Here is a 20,547-nt window from a genome sequence, read left to right on the forward strand (position 1 = left end):
AAATATGAAGAAATATTATAAATTACTAAGCTTGAGTGTGGCGTGTCTCTGTTCAATGAGTGCGCAGGCAGCAGAAGAACAATTTAATGATGCCTTACGAGCGGCAAATGCTGGAAATATCGGACAATTACAACAATATCAGTCTGCCATGCAAAATGATGTCTTGGGCTATTATCCTGAATACTGGATTCTGAACCAGAATCTTGGCTCACAACCTGCCAGTCAAATTATCAGTTTCGCCCAACGTTATCCTCAGTCGGCTATGGCAGAAAAACTCGCAGCCGATTATGTCGAAGAAAAAGTCAAAATGGCTGACTTTGCTACTGCGCAACCCGTTCTGCAATATGTCACCAATGCCGATCCGGCTGAAGCCTGTGCAGTTGCACAAGTCCGTGCTAAAAGTGGCGATCAGCTGGTCTATGCTGAATTTAAAGATGTCTGGCTGACCACCAATTCTCAACCTGAGTCATGTACGGGCTTGGGGCGTATGATGTTATCCAGTCCGCTTATGACCAATGAAGACCGCCAGCAGCGTTTGTGGGTGCAATTGCGTGCTGGACAGTCTGGACAGGCGATTGCCACTGCACAAGGTTTAGGGCTTAACCTGTCTCTGGCTCAGCTCAATACGATTCAGGCCAATCCAACCAATTATTTATGGTCAGCCCCTAAAAGTACTGCGGCTGATCATGCCTATCTGATTTATGCGTTGGGACGTTTGGCAGATAGCGATCTTGATTCAGCAATGTCCATAGTGAAACGCACTGCTGAGGGTACGCCGGTACAAGTGCAGAAAACACTATTCAGAACTGTTGGTTATATTGGCGGCACTACGGTAATGAAGAATAACTTCAACCGTGAAGTGCTGAACTATCTGGATGCCAGCTATGGTTTGCCATTTAGTCCAGAAGAAGCCGAAATTTATGCCCGTCAGGCGATTCGTTTTAGTGCCTGGGAAAGTCTGATTCGTGCCATTGATGGCATGAGCGTGAACCAGAAACAGGAAGACCGCTGGCAATACTGGCTGGCGCGTGCCAGTGAACAGCGCACAGATCGCGCTTCAAAACAGGCAGCAGAAAGTATCTATAAAAAACTGGCGGTCGGTGAGGATTATCATAACCTGCTGGCACGGGATAGATTAGGCCAGTTAACGGCTTCTACCCCAAACTCAGCACAACCATCCAGTCAGGCCATGCAACGCCTGAACCAAGATATTCATTTCCGCCGTGCCTTTGCCTTACGTAATATTAATGCACCAGAGAATTATATTAACCGTGAATGGAACTGGGCAGTTCGTCAGGCTTATTTAAGAAAAGATGACGATTTACTGTTGGCAGCAGCCAAACGCGCGATGGATATGGGTTGGTATGACCGTGCCATTTATGCAGCGGATCGTACGGCGGACAAGCATAATTACAACTATCGTTATCCGATGCCACATCAGAATTATGTCGTGAGTCATAGCCGTAATGCCGGCATTGATGCTGCCTGGGCTTATGGTTTGATGCGTCAGGAAAGCCGGTTTAATACCGGCGCACGCTCTCATGTAGGGGCGGGTGGTCTAATGCAGATCATGCCGGACACCGCCAAATTGGTCGCTCGTCAAATGGGTGAGACCTATAATCCGGCAGCCTTAACCGATATGAACACCAATATCCGTTACGGAACTTACTATTTATCAACAATTCAGCGTCAATTGAGCAATAGTCCAGTACTGGCTACAGCAGGTTATAATGCCGGCCCGAACCGTGCCCGCCGTTGGCAACCCGAATTCCAAAGTATTGCTGCGGATCAATATACCGAGGCTATTCCTTTATTGGAAACGCGAGATTATGTGAAACATGTCATGACGAACGCGACATATTACGGTATTTTATTGGGACAGGGCGCACAATCGGTCGGTAAGCGTATGCAAGCCATTCCGTTACGTAATACACCATAGCATTCAAGAAATCTAAGGGAAGGATAGTTTGTTGATCAAGGGAATAAGGGGTGCTCAAATTTCTGCTGGATGGGCTGCACTTTTATTTTTAGCAGCAAGTCCAGCTGCCTTTGCACTGCCAACAGGTTATGTCATGGACATCCAGATGGTACCGGCACTTTGCAGTCTGGATCCGGCCTACAGTAAAAAAAGAAAATGTCTTGAAGGTTATTCCCTAAATATTTCTGGTCTCTATCCTCAAACCACATCGACACATTGCACTACTACCAGTTCTGCGAAGTTACCGCCTTTGCAGGCTAAGGTGGTGGCGCGTATCATGCCGGATGAAAACACCCGCGCATTACTCTGGCATAATATTGGCGGCTGTATTCCGATGAATGCCATGCAGTATTTTCGTACCGTGATCAATCATGCTGATCGTCTGAAAGTTCCTGAAGAACTCACCGAGCAGGAAAGTCATACCGTTTCCATTGATATGCTGCGTTCCAAATTTCTGAAAATCAATCCGCAACTGCCTTCAACAGCATTGCGCTTTAACTGCCATCAGACCCGCGCATCCAGCCTGCTGACCTCCATCCAGGTCTGTTACAACGCCAATGGTGGCTATAAAGGCTGTCCTGCAAACATTATTAATACATGCCCAAAAACTGTCACAATAAAAGGGACATACTAAGCTTTTTAGTCAAATTAATTTATATTTCCTATCATACTTTTGTTGAAATCCATTCTCTTTTACATGCATCTCGAAGAGGATTGGAGTACAATCTTTGCCGTTTATGATTATTAAGATTAGATAGAACAGCTATTTAATCATTATGACGATCCTCTCAATTGGAGATAATTACATGAAGCAACCTGTTCGCGTTGCCGTTACTGGCGCTGCTGGTCAAATTGGTTACAGCCTATTATTCCGTATCGCAAGCGGTGAAATGCTTGGTAAAGACCAACCAGTTATTCTTCAATTATTAGAAATTCCTGTTGAGAAAGCTCAGCAAGCGCTTAAAGGCGTAATGATGGAACTAGACGACTGTGCTTTCCCATTATTGGCGGGCATGATCGGTACTGATGATCCTAAAGTAGCTTTCAAAGATGCAGACTATGCTCTATTAGTTGGTTCACGTCCACGTGGTCCTGGTATGGAACGTGCTGACCTGCTTAAAGTAAACGGCGAAATCTTCATTGGTCAAGGCCAAGCACTGAATGAAGTTGCTAGCCGTGACGTTAAAGTTCTTGTTGTAGGTAACCCTGCGAACACTAACGCTTACATCGCAATGAAATCTGCTCCAGATCTTCCAGCGAAAAACTTCACAGCAATGTTGCGTCTTGACCACAACCGTGCGTTAACTCAACTTGCTCAAAAAGCGGGTGTTGCAGTTTCTGACATCGAAAACATGACTGTTTGGGGCAACCACTCTCCAACAATGTATGCTGACTACCGTTTTGCTAACGTAAACGGCGAAAGCTTGAAAGACAAAATCAACGATGCAGCTTGGAACAAAGACGTATTCCTTCCAACTGTTGGTAAACGTGGTGCTGCGATCATCGAAGCACGTGGTCTGTCTTCTGCTGCTTCTGCTGCGAACGCTGCAATCGACCATATGCGCGATTGGGCTCTTGGCACAAACGGCAAATGGGTAACTATGGGTATTCCTTCTGACGGTTCTTATGGTATTCCTGAAGGCGTAATGTTCGGTTTCCCTGTAACTACTGAAAACGGTGAATACAAAATCGTTCAAGGTCTTGAAATCGACGAATTCAGCCGTGAACGTATCAACGTTACACTGAACGAGCTTGAAGAAGAGCGCGCTGCAGTTGCTGACATGATCAAATAATTTAATCTTTTAAGATTAAATTAAAAAAAGCACTCCATTTGGGGTGCTTTTTTATTGCTATTTCTAAAAAATTTAAAGAACAAAAAATAACATCTTGTGAAGGAGGGACAACTGAACTTTGCGAGTGGCTCATCTAGTTTAATAAGAAGAATCATCAACAAAAGAGGAGGTACTGAGATGTTAGAGCAGCGACCTACCATGGAACTTTTTTTTGAGCAACTCGGCTTGGATTCAAGCCCGGAAGCAATCGATGAATTTATCAAAACCCATCAGATTGGGATGGATGTACCGCTACACAAAGCACCATTTTGGAGTAAGGCACAACATGACTTTTTGATCAGTCACTGGAAGAAAGATGATGACTGGGCCATATGGGTAGATGTGCTAAATGAGCAGTTACATACTGAAGCCGTGGGCTCAGGCTCCTGTAGCTTGCCCAGTGGTAATTCAAACTAAAGTTTTCAATCTGAACACCTTGATCATTTAACCAACTGATAAATCGAATAATGGAGTCTGCTTATGCTTATGGAACAACAGGTCACTCTGGAACTACTTTTTGAACAACTTGGTTTGCCGTCAGATGAGGCTTCGATCGAGCAATTTGCTAAAGATCATCAGCTCGATGCCAAAGTAGCTCTGCCAGATGCCGAATTCTGGAGTGAAGGACAGAGTGCCTTTTTACGTGAACACTGGCATCAGGATGATGAATGGATTGTCATTATTGACAAGTTAAATCAGTTGCTTCATGTAGAAAGTGATAAAGCAGCAGAATAAACTCCATCAGGTACAAAAAGAAACAACAAGCCTAGTCATTTGACTAGGCTTTTTTTATATTATGTTATAAGTTAGATATATAAATAACTACAAATTAACTGATATAAGGAGGGCGAGATGCTCGGAAGAATGCAACCGTCTTTGGAACTATTGTTTTCTCAACTCGGTCTACCGAATAGTCCAGCTGCCATTGAACTGTATATACGTACTCACCAGTTACCGGCTCATGTTTTTCTGCATGATGCGCCGTTTTGGAATAAAGCGCAGCGCTCATTATTAATCAGTCATCTGGTGCAAGATGATGACTGGGCGATTTGGGTAGATGAACTTAATCAGCAACTGCATATGGATGCGCAACATCCTAAGATTCTAAAGTCCGCTTAAACTTGATATCAAAAAAGCCTCATATTTATGAGGCTTTTTTGATGAAGGTCCTGGAGGTAATTAATGCATCCGGCGACGCAATAACTGAATAAACCAGTCCAATTGGCGGTATTCATCAAAAGCAGGATGTTGCTGTAACAGATCAAAGTCAAACACAGGCATCTTGCTGTATTTGTTCAGCCAATGACGGGTCATGGCAGGTTCTTTCTTGCTGGCAGACGCATAGGCCAGGAAGAAATAAATCTCCGCATGCTCATAATGGGTCATCGGTTTGAGAATCTGTTGGGTGATCAGGGCGAAATGCTTTTCCTGGGTCAGCTCAAAATAAATCATATACGCCTTGGCCAGATGCAAAGACAGATTAATATAAAGATCTAACGGAATTTCCTCAAAATCTACCCGGCCCTGTTCGAGCAAGACAATTGCTTCTTGCAGGAAATGCAGCTGTTCCTGGCGTATCTGGCTAATGGTCACCAGTTGCAAGCGAAGATCGGCGCGCTCAAGAGCCAATTCAGGAGTATTGCCGTTTAAAAACAGCTGATCAGTTTCACCGATACGGGCAATGATCTGTTGGGTGTTTGGTCGCATGAACGCCGTCCTCTAGTCTCAATAAGGGCTATATGAGGCTAAAAATAGAAATTTAAAGTTTTAAATCAGCTGATTGTCTGAACGCAGCCACGCAGTAATCGAAAGACGCTGCTGTTTGGACAGCAGAACCTCATGTAACAGATCACTTTGAAAGATGGCGATGCGGTTCGGTTTAGGCTGGATAATATGCCATTGATCATTTTTATCCTGCAGATGTAATTCGCCGCCCCAGTTATCTTGCCAATCATCATGCAGATAATAAACCGCAGAAATCATTCGGCCATTTTTGCCTTGAGGATTATCGCGATGCAGGGCATAGAACTCACCCGCGTTATAGCAGGCAAAATGGGCTTCCACATCTTTAATGCCTAAATAAAACGCGCGGTTTAAAATTTGAGAAAATTGTTGAAGGGTTTGAATGTGTCGGTGGGAAATTTGAAATTCAGGTTGTAACCAAAGAATATGATCACTACGGATGTTGTTAACGACACCATTTTGAATGGCTGCATTACGAAATTCGTTTAAGTGGCTTAAGCATTCTTGACTCACTGCATGTTGATATTCGCTAGAGTAAGCATCGTCAACAATACTAAAGCCATGTTGATCTAAATCATCTAAGATTTGATCAACATTCCAATCCCCTGGGATGATAACTGCTTCCATTTTTTCAATTCTCGATAGTGTGGTAAAAAAAGGTCCGCTATTTTAGTGCAATAATCGTTTCTGAACGAAATAGTTTTTCATGTTAAAATAGCAATTGATCTTAGGAATAATTGAAACATGAATTACCGTCACTCTTACCACGCAGGCAACTTTGCCGATGTCATGAAGCACGTTTTATTGCTTCAGTTGTTGACTCGACTGAATGCAAAAAACAAACCTTATCGCTATGTAGATACACATGGTGGTGCAGGTAAATATGATTTGTCGACTGCCGAAGCGCAAAAATCAGGTGAGTTTTTAAACGGTATTCATCGTCTTGTTAAGCTGGATGATTCGATCAAGCGTAATGCACCTGAAGGCGTACAACAATATCTAAAAATTGTTGAGAAAATGCGTGAAAACTTTGGTAAAGGTGCATATCCGGGTTCACCATGGTTTGCGCTGGAAGGCATGCGTGAAATTGACAAGGCCACTATTTTTGAAATGCAGCGAGATGTGTTCCAGCAGCTACGTCATAACATTTTTGACAAACGCGCCGGTCTGCATGAGCGTGATGCGTATGAAGGCTTACTCGCAGTCATTCCACCGAAAGAAAAACGTGGTTTGGTGATGATCGATCCGCCGTATGAGCTGGAGCGTAAAGACTTCCCACAACTGGTTGAATTATTGGTTGCTGCTTATAAAAAATGGCCAACAGGCGTATTTGCAGTTTGGTACCCAATTAAAGACCGTGCCATGATTGAACGTTTCGAGAAGAAAATGTTCAAGACCGGGATTCGCCGTCAGTTGGTATGTGAAATCTGTGTATGGCCAGATGATACACCAGTGGGTTTAAATGGTTGTGGTTTACTGGTGATTAACCCACCTTGGAAGTTCTCTGAAGATGCAGACGAAGCGCTGCAATGGTTATTTCCGCATTTACGTATGCAGGAAAATGGCGGTCATGCTGCAGTTCGTTGGTTAGTAGGCGAATAAAATTTTAAAGATCGGGTCATAGTTAGGATCGACAAGAATGACAAGTACAAATAAGCCGGGAAACGAATCTTCGAAAGATTTGCCATTTGATGGCATCACCTTCGAGGTGGAAGAGGTAGAACATACCCAGGAAGGGCAAAGAGTTAAGCGTCGAGGTATCTATTTGTGGCCTAACCTGATTACAACCGCTGCGTTGTTATCAGGCTTTTACTCGATTATTGCCAGTATGAATGGCGAATTCCAGCAAGCCATTTATGCGATTTTCCTGGCGGCCTTATTCGATGGTCTGGATGGCCGTGTGGCGCGCGCTATTGGTGCACAAAGTCCGTTTGGTGAGCAGTTTGACTCACTATCCGATATGCTGGCATTTGGGGTGGCACCGGCTATTTTGATGTATAGCTGGGGATTAAGTGATTTAGGCCGTATCGGGCTGGCGGCTTGTTTTGTCTATACGGCTTGTGCAGCTTTCCGCCTGGCACGCTTTAATGTTCAGATTGGCGTAGTGGATAAACGCTATTTTATTGGCGTTGCGAGTCCATTAGCAGCCGTCATTATTATTTCACTGGTCTGGGTAGGATTGGACTTCCCGGCTGTGTTTGATATTCGTGATTTTACTGTACAAATCATTAATGCTGCAATTATTGTAATCGTTGGCTTATTGATGATTTCTAATATCAAATACTATTCATTTAAAACCGTAGAGCGTAGACGGGTACCGTTTTTCGTGTTGCCGATCGCGGTGTTTATCTTTGCAGCGATGACTTATAATATTCCGGTAGGGATTCTCGTGATCTCTGTCATCTATGCCTTGTCTGGTTTTCTTACGACCTTTATGGCAAAAAGACAGAGTACCTTATAACAATATAAAAATAAGGAGTTTGAGATGCAGTTTCTTCAAGATTTTCTAGATCGTTCGAAACAGCTGAATCAGACTCCTGCTGTTTCCCAGCATAATCTTGCCTATCATGGGCCAAACCAGAAATATAAAATTATTCATCAGGGCCTGACACTTCCTGATCTACCTGCGCCACTCCATTATCTTAATTTTCTAAGTATTATTGGTCAGCCTAATGCTCCTATGTTGGCAAACCCGAGTGCCATTCAAACCAATGCATTGGATACAGCCACAGTAATCTGTAGCACCAGCCCGCATATGGCGGGACAATTAAATTGCTATTCAGTCAAAAAGGATTGCAAATTTCAGTATGGCCTGTTTCAGTTTCTGGATCGTGAAAAACTGACGGGCGACTTTCCGCATTTTCGTTTACAGCGTTTTGATTCTGAACTGAGCTTTGATCTCAGCATCCATACGACCAATCTGATTTCACACTTCACCCAAATGCGCTTTGCACTGGCTGATCATTGGTCTTTGCTCTGTTATTGTCAGGGTACCTTACATTATAAAGATCAGAAATACCTTATCGAGAGCTTAGGTAGTTTTGAATTTGCACGAAGCTTTAATTTTCCCTATTTACCTTTAGCCTTTCTGACCTATCAGATTATTAACCTGAGTGAAGGGCGGCAATTATTGCTGGCACAAATTCGCGATAGTCTGAACAGTATTGTGCAGTCACGCATCTATTTACGTGATCTAAAAAATATGACCAGTCAAATGTTCGATCAAAAGGTCTATTTCAAGGTGCATCGGGTTTATCCGAGTGTGACTACCCCAAATGGGCAAAAGATGTATCTGCCGCGTGAGTTTGAATGGTGCTATGAAGACGGCAAAGGAATGCAGATCTTGCTGCAGGGACAAAGCCGGGGAGATTTCAAATTTGGTCTGGCTGCGGGTTATGTTGGAAGCTTTAATTACGAAGTCAGAATTAATGGCGAGACTGAGCGTGGGGATGGGGGCTACTGTGAATATATAGATTGCCGCTCCTTGCGCTTTCAGGAACACAATAAAAAAGAGAAATTATTAAGTACATTGGCCAATCCTGTACCTTTAATGCTCAAAAAATAGTGAAAATCGGAATTTTTGTAGAAATAATAATCAACTGAAGTATTTTCTTAAAAATAGGGGTTGCGCTTGCTTGGGATTGGTCTATAATGCACATCCATCGGCGGTGATGAAGATTAAAACTTCTGATAAAACAGTAACTTAGCATGAAATGGTTGAGTTAGGTTTTAGAAAGGAAGTTTAAAAATAATTTTCATTACTGGTTGACTTTCTAGAGATAGAGAGTAATATAGCCGACCTAGCTTGCTACTGACGAAGTAGTAAGAAGATCATTAAGAGATTATGAAGAACAACTTGTGTGGATTTTTACTGGTTGATTAATCGAAATTATTTTCATTGATTGAATGGTAGAAATTACTCGAAGTTTATTTGAGAAATATTTGTCAGAAAATTGATGAGCCAAGTTTAAGAACTTTACTTATAAAGTTCGAAATGATTTTAACTGAAGAGTTTGATCATGGCTCAGATTGAACGCTGGCGGCAGGCTTAACACATGCAAGTCGAGCGGGGATAGGGTGCTTGCACCTGATTCCTAGCGGCGGACGGGTGAGTAATGCTTAGGAATCTGCCTATTAGTGGGGGACAACGTTCCGAAAGGGACGCTAATACCGCATACGTCCTACGGGAGAAAGCAGGGGATCTTCGGACCTTGCGCTAATAGATGAGCCTAAGTCGGATTAGCTAGTTGGTGGGGTAAAGGCCTACCAAGGCGACGATCTGTAGCGGGTCTGAGAGGATGATCCGCCACACTGGGACTGAGACACGGCCCAGACTCCTACGGGAGGCAGCAGTGGGGAATATTGGACAATGGGGGCAACCCTGATCCAGCCATGCCGCGTGTGTGAAGAAGGCCTTTTGGTTGTAAAGCACTTTAAGCGAGGAGGAGGCTTACCTGGTTAATACCTGGGATAAGTGGACGTTACTCGCAGAATAAGCACCGGCTAACTCTGTGCCAGCAGCCGCGGTAATACAGAGGGTGCAAGCGTTAATCGGATTTACTGGGCGTAAAGCGCGCGTAGGTGGCTAATTAAGTCAAATGTGAAATCCCCGAGCTTAACTTGGGAATTGCATTCGATACTGGTTAGCTAGAGTATGGGAGAGGATGGTAGAATTCCAGGTGTAGCGGTGAAATGCGTAGAGATCTGGAGGAATACCGATGGCGAAGGCAGCCATCTGGCCTAATACTGACACTGAGGTGCGAAAGCATGGGGAGCAAACAGGATTAGATACCCTGGTAGTCCATGCCGTAAACGATGTCTACTAGCCGTTGGGGCCCTTGAGGCTTTAGTGGCGCAGCTAACGCGATAAGTAGACCGCCTGGGGAGTACGGTCGCAAGACTAAAACTCAAATGAATTGACGGGGGCCCGCACAAGCGGTGGAGCATGTGGTTTAATTCGATGCAACGCGAAGAACCTTACCTGGCCTTGACATACAGAGAACTTTCCAGAGATGGATTGGTGCCTTCGGGAACTCTGATACAGGTGCTGCATGGCTGTCGTCAGCTCGTGTCGTGAGATGTTGGGTTAAGTCCCGCAACGAGCGCAACCCTTTTCCTTATTTGCCAGCACTTCGGGTGGGAACTTTAAGGATACTGCCAGTGACAAACTGGAGGAAGGCGGGGACGACGTCAAGTCATCATGGCCCTTACGGCCAGGGCTACACACGTGCTACAATGGTCGGTACAAAGGGTTGCTACTGCGCGAGCAGATGCTAATCTCAAAAAGCCGATCGTAGTCCGGATCGCAGTCTGCAACTCGACTGCGTGAAGTCGGAATCGCTAGTAATCGCGGATCAGAATGCCGCGGTGAATACGTTCCCGGGCCTTGTACACACCGCCCGTCACACCATGGGAGTTTGTTGCACCAGAAGTAGGTAGTCTAACCTTAGGGAGGACGCTTACCACGGTGTGGCCGATGACTGGGGTGAAGTCGTAACAAGGTAGCCGTAGGGGAACCTGCGGCTGGATCACCTCCTTAACGAAAGATTGACGATTGGTAAGAATCCACAACAAGTTGTTCTTCATGACGATGTATCTGAGGGTCTGTAGCTCAGTTGGTTAGAGCACACGCTTGATAAGCGTGGGGTCACAAGTTCAAGTCTTGTCAGACCCACCACTACTGACGAAGCGTTAATTGCAGAGCGAACAGAAACGGAACGATACATTGACTTATTGATAAGCTGGGGACTTAGCTTAGTTGGTAGAGCGCCTGCTTTGCACGCAGGAGGTCAGGAGTTCGACTCTCCTAGTCTCCACCACGTATTCGTTCGAATACGTAATAAGCAAACGGTTTGATAGCTTATAGAGCTTAGTAAGAAAGCGGCGTATAATGCGCGGCATTGTTATTAACCTCTGTGATTTATCACAGTTTCTCGATCTGACGAAGACGAGAAAAATCATTAACAGAATATATTTGAGTTGAAATAATTTGTTCATACTCATACAAGAGCGGAAACGACACGACTTCGGTTGTGAAGTTGAAGTGATTGAATGAGAACTAGCGAAATTAACTGAATCAAGCGTTTTGGTATATGAATCTAATTGAAGCTGTACAGTAGTTAAATCTACGAGATGCCAACTGTATGAGAGTGATGAGTAATCATCACAATCTGTTGCTCATCCTACTTGTAGGGATGAACGACTGTTTGGGGTTGTATAGTCAAGTAATTAAGTGCATGTGGTGGATGCCTTGGCAGTCAGAGGCGAAGAAAGACGTGATAGCCTGCGAAAAGCTCCGGGGAGGCGGCAAATATCCTGTGATCCGGAGATGTCTGAATGGGGAAACCCACCGGCTATAAGGTCGGTATCATAAACTGAATACATAGGTTTATGAGGCGAACGCGGAGAAGTGAAACATCTCAGTATCCGTAGGAAAAGAAATCAATTGAGATTCCCTCAGTAGCGGCGAGCGAAAGGGGAACAGCCCATTAAGTCATATCAGTTTTAGTGGAATGCTCTGGGAAGTGCAACCATAGTGGGTGATAGTCCTGTACACGAAAGGGCTGATATGATGATGTCGAGTAGGGCGAGGCACGTGAAACCTTGTCTGAATATAGGGGGACCATCCTCTAAGGCTAAATACTCCTGACTGACCGATAGTGAACCAGTACCGTGAGGGAAAGGCGAAAAGAACCCCTGTGAGGGGAGTGAAATAGATCCTGAAACCGCATGCATACAAGCAGTGGGAGCCACTTTGTGTGGTGACTGCGTACCTTTTGTATAATGGGTCAGCGACTTATATTCAGTAGCGAGGTTAACCGAATAGGGGAGCCGTAGAGAAATCGAGTCTTAATAGGGCGTTTAGTTGCTGGGTATAGACCCGAAACCGGGTGATCTATCCATGAGCAGGTTGAAGGTTGGGTAACACTAACTGGAGGACCGAACCCACTGTCGTTGAAAAGCCAGGGGATGACTTGTGGATAGGGGTGAAAGGCTAATCAAACTCGGTGATAGCTGGTTCTCCCCGAAAGCTATTTAGGTAGCGCCTCGGACGAATACCATTGGGGGTAGAGCACTGTTTCGGCTAGGGGGTCATCCCGACTTACCAAACCGATGCAAACTCCGAATACCAATGAGTACTATCCGGGAGACAGACTGCGGGTGCTAACGTCCGTAGTCAAGAGGAAAACAATCCAGACCGCCAGCTAAGGTCCCTAAATCATAGTTAAGTGGGAAACGATGTGGGAAGGCATAGACAGCTAGGAGGTTGGCTTAGAAGCAGCCACCCTTTAAAGAAAGCGTAATAGCTCACTAGTCGAGTCGGCCTGCGCGGAAGATGTAACGGGGCTAAAACTATGTACCGAAGCTGCGGATTTGCAATTTATTGCAAGTGGTAGGGGAGCGTTCTGTAAGCCGATGAAGGTGTGTTGAGAAGCATGCTGGAGGTATCAGAAGTGCGAATGCTGACGTGAGTAACGACAAAACGGGTGAAAAACCCGTTCGCTGAAAGACCAAGGGTTCCAGTCCAACGTTAATCGGGGCTGGGTGAGTCGACCCCTAAGGCGAGGCCGAGAGGCGTAGTCGATGGGAAATTGGTTAATATTCCAATACTTCAGTGTAATGCGATGAGAGGACGGAGAAGGTTAAGTCAGCCTGGCGTTGGTTGTCCAGGTGGAAGGAAGTAGGCATGCATCTTAGGCAAATCCGGGGTGCTCTATGCTGAGATCTGATAGCAAGCCAGTTTACTGGTGAAGTGGCTGATACCATACTTCCAGGAAAAGTCTCTAAGCTTCAGTTACACTGGAATCGTACCCGAAACCGACACAGGTGGTCAGGTCGAGTAGACCAAAGCGCTTGAGAGAACTCTGCTGAAGGAACTAGGCAAAATGGTACCGTAACTTCGGGAGAAGGTACGCTGTTGATGGTGATGGGACTTGCTCCTTGAGCTGTTGACAGCCTCAGAAACCAGGCCGCTGCAACTGTTTATTAAAAACATAGCACTCTGCAAACACGAAAGTGGACGTATAGGGTGTGATGCCTGCCCGGTGCTGGAAGGTTAATTGATGTGGTTAGCGCAAGCGAAGCTATTGATCGAAGCCCCAGTAAACGGCGGCCGTAACTATAACGGTCCTAAGGTAGCGAAATTCCTTGTCGGGTAAGTTCCGACCTGCACGAATGGCATAATGATGGCGGCGCTGTCTCCAGCAGAGGCTCAGTGAAATCGAATTCGCCGTGAAGATGCGGTGTACCCGCGGCTAGACGGAAAGACCCCGTGAACCTTTACTGCAGCTTGACATTGAACTTTGATCTTACTTGTGTAGGATAGGTGGGAGGCTTTGAAGTGGTGACGCTAGTTGCCATGGAGCCGTCCTTGAAATACCACCCTGGTAATATTGAGGTTCTAACTCTGCTCCCTGATCGGGAGCGAGGACCATGTCTGGTGGGTAGTTTGACTGGGGCGGTCTCCTCCTAAAGAGTAACGGAGGAGTACGAAGGTGCGCTCAGCGTGGTCGGAAATCACGCGTAGAGTATAAAGGCAAAAGCGCGCTTAACTGCGAGACCCACAAGTCGAGCAGGTACGAAAGTAGGTCTTAGTGATCCGGTGGTTCTGTATGGAAGGGCCATCGCTCAACGGATAAAAGGTACTCTGGGGATAACAGGCTGATACCGCCCAAGAGTTCATATCGACGGCGGTGTTTGGCACCTCGATGTCGGCTCATCTCATCCTGGGGCTGAAGCAGGTCCCAAGGGTATGGCTGTTCGCCATTTAAAGAGGTACGCGAGCTGGGTTTAGAACGTCGTGAGACAGTTCGGTCCCTATCTACCGTGGGCGCTGGAAATTTGAGAGGATCTGCTCCTAGTACGAGAGGACCAGAGTGGACGAACCTCTGGTGTACCGGTTGTGACGCCAGTCGCATCGCCGGGTAGCTATGTTCGGAAGGGATAACCGCTGAAAGCATCTAAGCGGGAAGCCTACCTCAAGATAAGATTTCCCCGAGACTTTATGTCTCCTAAAGAGCCGTTGAAGACTACGACGTTGATAGGTTGGATGTGGAAGTGCAGTGATGCATGAAGCTGACCAATACTAATTGCTCGTGAGGCTTGACTATACAACACCCAAGCAGTTGTATATAAAGCATCAATTGATTTCATATTGATCTAACGATCAGACGAAACCTTGATTTAGTTAAGCTAATCGAACAAACTACTGCGACTCAGATACATCTGTTAATGCATTCTATTTGAAGAAAGCTAGGCAAACGAAGCGCAAGCAACGTAGATAAGACCATAGCGAGTAATCATACCAGTTGTGCTGGCGACCATAGCAAGAGTGAACCACCTGATCCCTTCCCGAACTCAGAAGTGAAACCTCTTAGCGCTGATGGTAGTGTGGGGTATCCCATGTGAGAGTAAGTCATCGCCAGCTCATTATTCCAGACACCCCCAACTAAAGAGTTGGGGGTGTTTTTTTACGCCTAAAAAATTCTGTTAATCACCCTATAAACTCTAAATCATTTGTTATGCTGTCTGTATTTTGAGTGACCTTGTTTAAATTATTTCAGCTTTAAGAATTATAAAAAGGGTGGGTGTGTTTGAGGTATTCATACAACTCTGTGGTGGAATAGGCCTATTTCTGCTCGGCATGACCTTGATGACCGATAGCCTCAAGGATCTGGCGGGTGAGTCACTGAGACAGTGGTTAGGCTGATTTACAGGTTCACCCATCAAGGCAATGAATTCCGGCATTGTTTTTACCCTGATTGTACAGTCTTCTACTGCAACAACGCTCGCTACGATTGGTTTTGTGAGTGCAGGTGTACTGACTTTTGCTCAGTCGGTAGGTGTGATTATCGGTGCGAATATCGGTACGACCAGTACGGGATGGATGGTTGCTGTTTTAGGGGTTAAATTCTCTATTGGCCAGTTTGCTTTGCCCATGGTGGCCTTGGGGGCATTACTAAAAATTTTAACGCAGGGACGTGTTGCTCTCATTGGGTTAACACTTGCTGGTTTTGGAGTACTTTTTTACGGCATTGAATTACTGCAACTAGCAATGTCCGGCTTATCTGATCAGATTGATCTTTCTGCTTTTAAAACGGATACATTCTTTTCAAAATTTTTGCTGGTACTGATTGGTTTTGTTTTAACCGTTATCTTACAGTCATCCAGTGCTGCATTGACTGCAACGATCACTGCATTAGCCAGTCAAATTATCCAGTTAGAGCAGGCGCTTTTGCTGGTGATTGGTGAAAATGTGGGTACGGTGGCTACGGCAGTGTTGGCTGCGATTGGTGCCAATAGCAATGCCCTGCGAACGGCTGCTGTGCATGTGGGTTTCAATCTGATTAGTGCCATTTTTGCTTTTTTTATTTTGTGCCCATTATTCCTATGGCTACATCAGCAAGGCAGATTACTGTCCTCTTGGGATGAGGTACTGATTATTGCAGCTTTTCATACCGCTTTTAGCTTGTTTTGCGCTATGCTAACGATGCCTTTTATTGAACAATTTAAACAACTGCTGATTCGATTGATTCTTTCTGATGACGATCGCCTGATTCAATCTTTGGATGAATCTAGTCTGGCTGTGCCAGCGATCGCGATTGCTCAAGCTGAACAGGTTATTTTTCAGTTGATGTGGCAGCAATATGTTTGGTTTAAGGCTGCATTTAATAATGGGCAACTTGTTGCAGCCAATCAGTTGAAACAACAGGATGAATTGATCCGTACGCTGCAAGAATATCTAGAAAAAATTGTAGTGGCTGATCATTCAGAAGATCAGGCTAACTTACTAATATTGCTACGCATGGTTGTTTATCTGAAAGTACTGCGTAGCGATCTGGAACAGTTATCTTATAGTCTGGATTTAAGGACTCAGCCCGCACTGTATCAGGTTGCGTTAGACTTCATGGAAGTTGTAGGTAATTATTGGGAAGAAGCCTCAGATTTGGCAGATCATGAAAAAATTAAGGCTTTGCAGAATGAACTGATTTTACTGGAACAATGGGTCAAGCAACATCATGTTGAGCTGCGTGAAAAGATCAATGAGTATGCTGCAAGTCATCATTTAAATGCTGCCAGAATTGTAGAGTTACTTGCAGCTCACCGCTGGCTGGAACGTCTGATTGTGCATAGCCAGCGCTTTGTAAATGTGCTTTGTGAAAAGGAATTTAAACAGAAGTATTAAGCTGACGACGTGCATGTTTAAGTGCTGTACGTAAACCTTCTTCAAGGGTAGGGTGATAGAATGGTTTTTCCAAAATCTGATCCACTGTCAGCTCTTCACTAATAATCCAGGCTAGTAGATGTGCTAAATGTTCAGCCTGAGCACAGAAAAGTTCAGCCCCCACCAGTTTGCGCGTTGTCTTTTCTATATAGAGTTCAATAGCACCGATATTAGTAGCTTCAACTCGGGCACGACCTTGTCTTTCATAAGAGGCAGAACCGGTCACAAACTCAATCCTATTTTCTTTTAATTGCTTATATGTTTTACCAATTGTTGCCATTTCCGGTTGGCTAAATACAATGGCTAATGGAGTAAGTTTTGGTATCGGTTTGATCTCTGGAAATTTCAGACAATTTTTAACCAGATTTTTTCCAGTGTGAGCCGCAATATGCTGTATCGGATGATCGTATCCTGCATCTCCCGCAATAAAGATTGGATAATTGCCTAATTGTTTGGTTGACGCATCTATTGGCAGATTTTTAATATCGCTGAAAGCTACATCAATATTTTCTAGTCCAAGCTGATCCAGATTGCTGCTGCGACCCGTAGCAGATAAGACATAATCTACTTCTAGAGTTTCTGTTTGATTATTTTGTTTAAATTTAACCTGAACTTTATCCCCCTGTCTGATCATCTTATCAGGGAGCGTTTTAAATTTGATATCAAGTTCTGAGCTCAGTTGTTGTTGAGCTAGTTCCTGTAATGCAGGACTAGTCAGTGAGCCAACTTTTTGGCTACGGGCAAACACTGTAGTCTGTACCCCTAAACGTTGCATGGCTTGGGCCAGTTCGATGGCAATAATACCGCTGCCGATCACAGCTAAGGATTTTGGCAGGGTAGGTAATTCAAATATTTCATTCGAGGTAATCAGTCGATCACTTAGTGGTTCTTTTTGTTGTTTATCTATATTTGGGCGTGAGCCGACAGCCAGAATAAAGCTTTTGGCCTGATAATGTTGCCCGTTAACTTCTATAGTTTGAGCATCGATAAATTTTGCTTGACCTGAAATTTTATGCTTTGGGTTCCACTGCTCAACATCGTTCAGTGTTGCTTGAGTAAAAAAGTCTCGTAATTCCCGAACTCGTGACATCACCTGAGAAGTATCAATTTCAGCTTTAACATCCAAAGCAAGATCCTGAGCATGATTAACCAGATGCATGCGATTAGCCGAGGCAATCAGGACTTTACTCGGCATACAACCCACCCGCGCACAGGTTGTTCCCCAAGAACCTTCATTAATGATCAGGATATTGTCTGTGTGTTTGATTACTTCTTTATAGGCTGTGATGCCTGCTGTACCTGAGCCGATGATGATAATGTCGTACATACTCAGCCTTTATTCAAATTATTTTTCATTAAAAGTTAGCATATAAAAGATGAGTCTCGCTTTTATTTATATAAAATTTTATCTATGATTACATAATCTACAAAAAATTATTGATAACACACTCTTATAAATGAGGGGTTTGGGGTTTTACATGATTAATACACAATTAGGTACTAAGTTGTCTGCTCTTGCATTAGCTTTGCTTTTAGCAGGCTGTGGTGGTGGGGGAAGTGAGGGCTATTTTAATAAAGGTATAGAACAACCTTCAACTGGAGGGGCAACTGATCAGCTAGAGGAAAATAAACTGACAAATGTGCAGATACAGTATTTACCATTGGTTGAAAAGTTGAATGCACGAGGGGATACATACACTGTATCGGTTCGTGTTATGAATAATGGTGCTATTTTACCGAACGTCACTTTAAAAGTTGAATCTACTGATGTTTTAAAAAATAAAGCAGCAATAGAATATATTTCTTCAAAGGAGGATGAAGGTGAAGACATCCTTGGTGTGAGCACAGATGGTCAAGGTATTGCTAGATTTAATATAAAAGTTGACTCTGGATTGGATGAAGCTACAGTTGCTGAAATCCTTAAAGGTGTAAATATAAAAGTCTCACTCATTGATGAAAAGAATAAAATTTTAGCATCTGAACCACTGTTAATATCGAGTTACGATCCTAAATCAATCCCAGAAGTTGTGATTCCAAATAAATATGAATGGAATATTTTAACGGATAAACAAGCTCTAGCAGTTACTAATGATCAGATAACTGTCCAAATTAGGCTTAAAGCAATTAATGGTACTGATCCTATTAATAACAAGCCTGTTCAAATTTCGATTGAGAATATTAGTAATATATCTATAACAAGCAATACAGTTGCCTCGACCAATGATGAAGGATATGTTGCTTTTACAATTGCGTCTAACTCAGCTAATTTAAGTGATCAACAGATAGCAAATATGCTTGCTCAAGGTCTAAAACTTAAGGTGCAGGTAGTAGAAAATGGTGTTGTAACTAGTGAAAAAACAAAAGTAGTTGATTTAGTAAAGTACATTGATGAAAGCTTGTATGGTGGTATTAAATCTAGCGTAGCACTGGGTGAATTAAAAGCAAATAATGGAAATTATATTCAAAAGGTTGAGTTTTCATTTGGTTCGGAGTATGCAAACCAAGATGTAACCGTTTCATCTCGTGCTATTCAATACAGTAAAGGCAAATATTATTTTTCTAATAATATTGGATTTTATCCATTGAGTTCTGTAATTTGTACATTTAATAATTCACCTGTTAAGAATGAAAATGGTTTTGATTGGAATAGTAAACCTATTACCTACTCCACTTTAGTTTCAGAAAAACTAAAATTAAATAATACAGACATTAATAATGTTGTGTATTTAAATAAAGATGGATTTACTAATTCTCAATTATCATTTGTAAAAGTTAAAACAGACGATAAAGGTAAGGCTATTATCGATCTTGTTTACGATAAGTCTTACTCCAAATGGCTAAATTTAAGTTTAAGTGCACGTTTAGAAAACCAGTCTGTTCCATTTGGCATTACTTATGATTTACAGTTGCCGGTACTTGAAGATGATTACAAAGTTATTGTAGATACAGAACCTACAGGGCCAAATATGATTAGTCCTTTTGGTACATCTGATGACTGCTTTAATGCTCAATAAATAAAAAACAGCGCTTTGGCGCTGTTTTTTATGGGAGCTGAAATTTAAAAAAAATTAAATTGAAGTTCCCATACTTACACCCACAGTCGGCTTCACATTCATGGAACTACAACCAACGAAACCTAAGCTTAAACAGATCACCAGTAAAACTTTATTCATGAATTAACCCTTGTTTCTTTACCTTTTGATTTAAGGTAGCAGCTCGTATGCCACTGCAGCATGTGATGCAAATAGATTTAGGTAAATCATTATAGTATTTGAATAATTATTCAATGTTTTATTGTGTAATCTGAATGCTAGAGATAAAGGATTACTCATAATTATTTGTTAATTATAGTATTGGTATCAGTGGAAGATTAATGTTTTATTATTAAAAGCCTAGGCCACCTGCAAAATCACAGATGGCCTAAAAGATTTAGTCATCCAACAAATCCATTTGTTTTGCCAGTTGATACAGGTTATTTGAACGGTTACCGGTACGGCAGAACATCAGAACCGGTTTTGGTAATTCATTAAAGTGATTGGCAAAGGTACGGACATCCAACTCGGTAATTTGCCCAGCCACCACCGGTTGATAGACATAATCTAACCCTGCATTACGCGCTGCATCTTCAATTTGTGCGCTGGTCGGTTGTTCAGGGCCACCTTCCATATCTGGACGGTTATTGATAATTGATTTAAAACCTTTTTCAACTACTTGAGAGATATGTTCAGGACCAATTTGGCCAGCAAAGCCTACATTTTCGCTCATGATGT

At 43.4% G+C, this 20,547-nt stretch carries 14 protein-coding genes, 2 tRNA genes, 3 rRNA genes and 1 pseudogene; 16 read left to right on the plus strand and 4 right to left on the minus strand.

The features are described 5' to 3' along the window. Nucleotides 1-4 precede the first annotated feature (4 nt). The 6 genes from AC4MCD_RS02345 to AC4MCD_RS02370 all read left to right on the plus strand — a co-directional run bounded on the left by AC4MCD_RS02345 (nucleotide 5) and on the right by AC4MCD_RS02370 (nucleotide 4,929). Nucleotides 5-1,939, plus strand: a complete 1,935-nt coding sequence (locus AC4MCD_RS02345) for a lytic transglycosylase domain-containing protein (RefSeq protein ID WP_491876832.1) — start codon at nucleotides 5-7, stop codon at nucleotides 1,937-1,939. Nucleotides 1,940-1,973: 34 nt separating this feature from the next. Then, complete coding sequence (locus AC4MCD_RS02350; RefSeq protein ID WP_491876833.1) at nucleotides 1,974-2,612, plus strand: ribonuclease T2 family protein; 639 nt, start codon at nucleotides 1,974-1,976, stop codon at nucleotides 2,610-2,612. A 172-nt stretch (nucleotides 2,613-2,784) separates the two neighbouring features. Beyond that, nucleotides 2,785-3,771: a malate dehydrogenase gene (locus tag AC4MCD_RS02355; RefSeq protein ID WP_004786815.1), complete on the plus strand. Its 987-nt coding sequence runs from the start codon at nucleotides 2,785-2,787 to the stop codon at nucleotides 3,769-3,771. A 177-nt stretch (nucleotides 3,772-3,948) separates the two neighbouring features. Beyond that, complete coding sequence (locus AC4MCD_RS02360) at nucleotides 3,949-4,227, plus strand: DUF2789 family protein (protein ID WP_491876525.1); 279 nt, start codon at nucleotides 3,949-3,951, stop codon at nucleotides 4,225-4,227. A 63-nt stretch (nucleotides 4,228-4,290) separates the two neighbouring features. Further along, nucleotides 4,291-4,545 (plus strand): DUF2789 family protein, encoded by a 255-nt coding sequence (locus AC4MCD_RS02365; RefSeq protein WP_151205357.1) that lies wholly within the window; start codon nucleotides 4,291-4,293, stop codon nucleotides 4,543-4,545. A gap of 117 nt (nucleotides 4,546-4,662) precedes the next feature. After that, nucleotides 4,663-4,929, plus strand: a complete 267-nt coding sequence (locus AC4MCD_RS02370) for a DUF2789 family protein (protein WP_419364207.1) — start codon at nucleotides 4,663-4,665, stop codon at nucleotides 4,927-4,929. Nucleotides 4,930-4,989: 60 nt separating this feature from the next. Here the strand turns inward: AC4MCD_RS02370 and AC4MCD_RS02375 are convergent, their stop codons facing one another. Further along, nucleotides 4,990-5,517 (minus strand): hypothetical protein, encoded by a 528-nt coding sequence (locus AC4MCD_RS02375; protein ID WP_419364209.1) that lies wholly within the window; start codon nucleotides 5,515-5,517, stop codon nucleotides 4,990-4,992. 60 nt (nucleotides 5,518-5,577) lie between these two features. Continuing rightward, complete coding sequence (locus tag AC4MCD_RS02380; protein WP_419364210.1) at nucleotides 5,578-6,180, minus strand: 2OG-Fe(II) oxygenase; 603 nt, start codon at nucleotides 6,178-6,180, stop codon at nucleotides 5,578-5,580. Between the two features lie 117 nt (nucleotides 6,181-6,297). Between AC4MCD_RS02380 and AC4MCD_RS02385 the strand changes: the two genes are divergently transcribed. From AC4MCD_RS02385 to AC4MCD_RS02425, 9 genes and pseudogenes are all read left to right on the plus strand, one after another. Then, a complete protein-coding gene (locus AC4MCD_RS02385; protein ID WP_419364212.1) occupies nucleotides 6,298-7,155 on the plus strand; it encodes a 23S rRNA (adenine(2030)-N(6))-methyltransferase RlmJ in 858 nt (285 codons plus the stop codon). 37 nt (nucleotides 7,156-7,192) lie between these two features. Beyond that, nucleotides 7,193-8,014, plus strand: coding sequence for a CDP-diacylglycerol--serine O-phosphatidyltransferase (gene pssA / locus AC4MCD_RS02390; RefSeq protein ID WP_491876526.1), 822 nt, complete (start codon nucleotides 7,193-7,195; stop codon nucleotides 8,012-8,014). 24 nt (nucleotides 8,015-8,038) lie between these two features. Further along, complete coding sequence (locus tag AC4MCD_RS02395; protein ID WP_491876527.1) at nucleotides 8,039-9,118, plus strand: DUF6670 family protein; 1,080 nt, start codon at nucleotides 8,039-8,041, stop codon at nucleotides 9,116-9,118. 436 nt (nucleotides 9,119-9,554) lie between these two features. Then, a 16S ribosomal RNA gene (locus AC4MCD_RS02400) occupies nucleotides 9,555-11,092 on the plus strand. A gap of 61 nt (nucleotides 11,093-11,153) precedes the next feature. After that, nucleotides 11,154-11,230, plus strand: a tRNA-Ile gene (locus AC4MCD_RS02405). A 66-nt stretch (nucleotides 11,231-11,296) separates the two neighbouring features. After that, nucleotides 11,297-11,372, plus strand: a tRNA-Ala gene (locus AC4MCD_RS02410). Nucleotides 11,373-11,771: 399 nt separating this feature from the next. Continuing rightward, nucleotides 11,772-14,663, plus strand: a 23S ribosomal RNA gene (locus tag AC4MCD_RS02415). A 202-nt stretch (nucleotides 14,664-14,865) separates the two neighbouring features. Further along, nucleotides 14,866-14,980: ribosomal RNA gene (rrf, locus tag AC4MCD_RS02420) — 5S ribosomal RNA — on the plus strand. The 16S, 23S and 5S rRNA genes sit together here with 2 tRNA genes alongside, the layout of an rRNA operon. 162 nt (nucleotides 14,981-15,142) lie before the next feature. Then, nucleotides 15,143-16,738 (plus strand): annotated as a pseudogene (locus tag AC4MCD_RS02425) (Na/Pi cotransporter family protein). On the opposite strand, the gene AC4MCD_RS02430 reads toward AC4MCD_RS02425, so the two are convergent. Then, nucleotides 16,722-18,104 (minus strand): dihydrolipoyl dehydrogenase, encoded by a 1,383-nt coding sequence (locus AC4MCD_RS02430; RefSeq protein WP_491876528.1) that lies wholly within the window; start codon nucleotides 18,102-18,104, stop codon nucleotides 16,722-16,724. The pseudogene AC4MCD_RS02425 and the gene AC4MCD_RS02430 sit on opposite strands and share 17 nt — an antisense overlap. A gap of 151 nt (nucleotides 18,105-18,255) precedes the next feature. On the opposite strand from AC4MCD_RS02430, the gene AC4MCD_RS02435 reads away from it, so the two are divergent. Continuing rightward, complete coding sequence (locus AC4MCD_RS02435) at nucleotides 18,256-19,791, plus strand: hypothetical protein (RefSeq protein ID WP_491876529.1); 1,536 nt, start codon at nucleotides 18,256-18,258, stop codon at nucleotides 19,789-19,791. A 415-nt stretch (nucleotides 19,792-20,206) separates the two neighbouring features. Here the strand turns inward: AC4MCD_RS02435 and AC4MCD_RS02440 are convergent, their stop codons facing one another. Further along, nucleotides 20,207-20,542: a protein tyrosine phosphatase family protein gene (locus AC4MCD_RS02440; protein WP_491876530.1), complete on the minus strand. Its 336-nt coding sequence runs from the start codon at nucleotides 20,540-20,542 to the stop codon at nucleotides 20,207-20,209. Nucleotides 20,543-20,547: the final 5 nt, after the last annotated feature.

Source organism: Acinetobacter sp. CAU_H_78 (genome assembly GCF_058599365.1).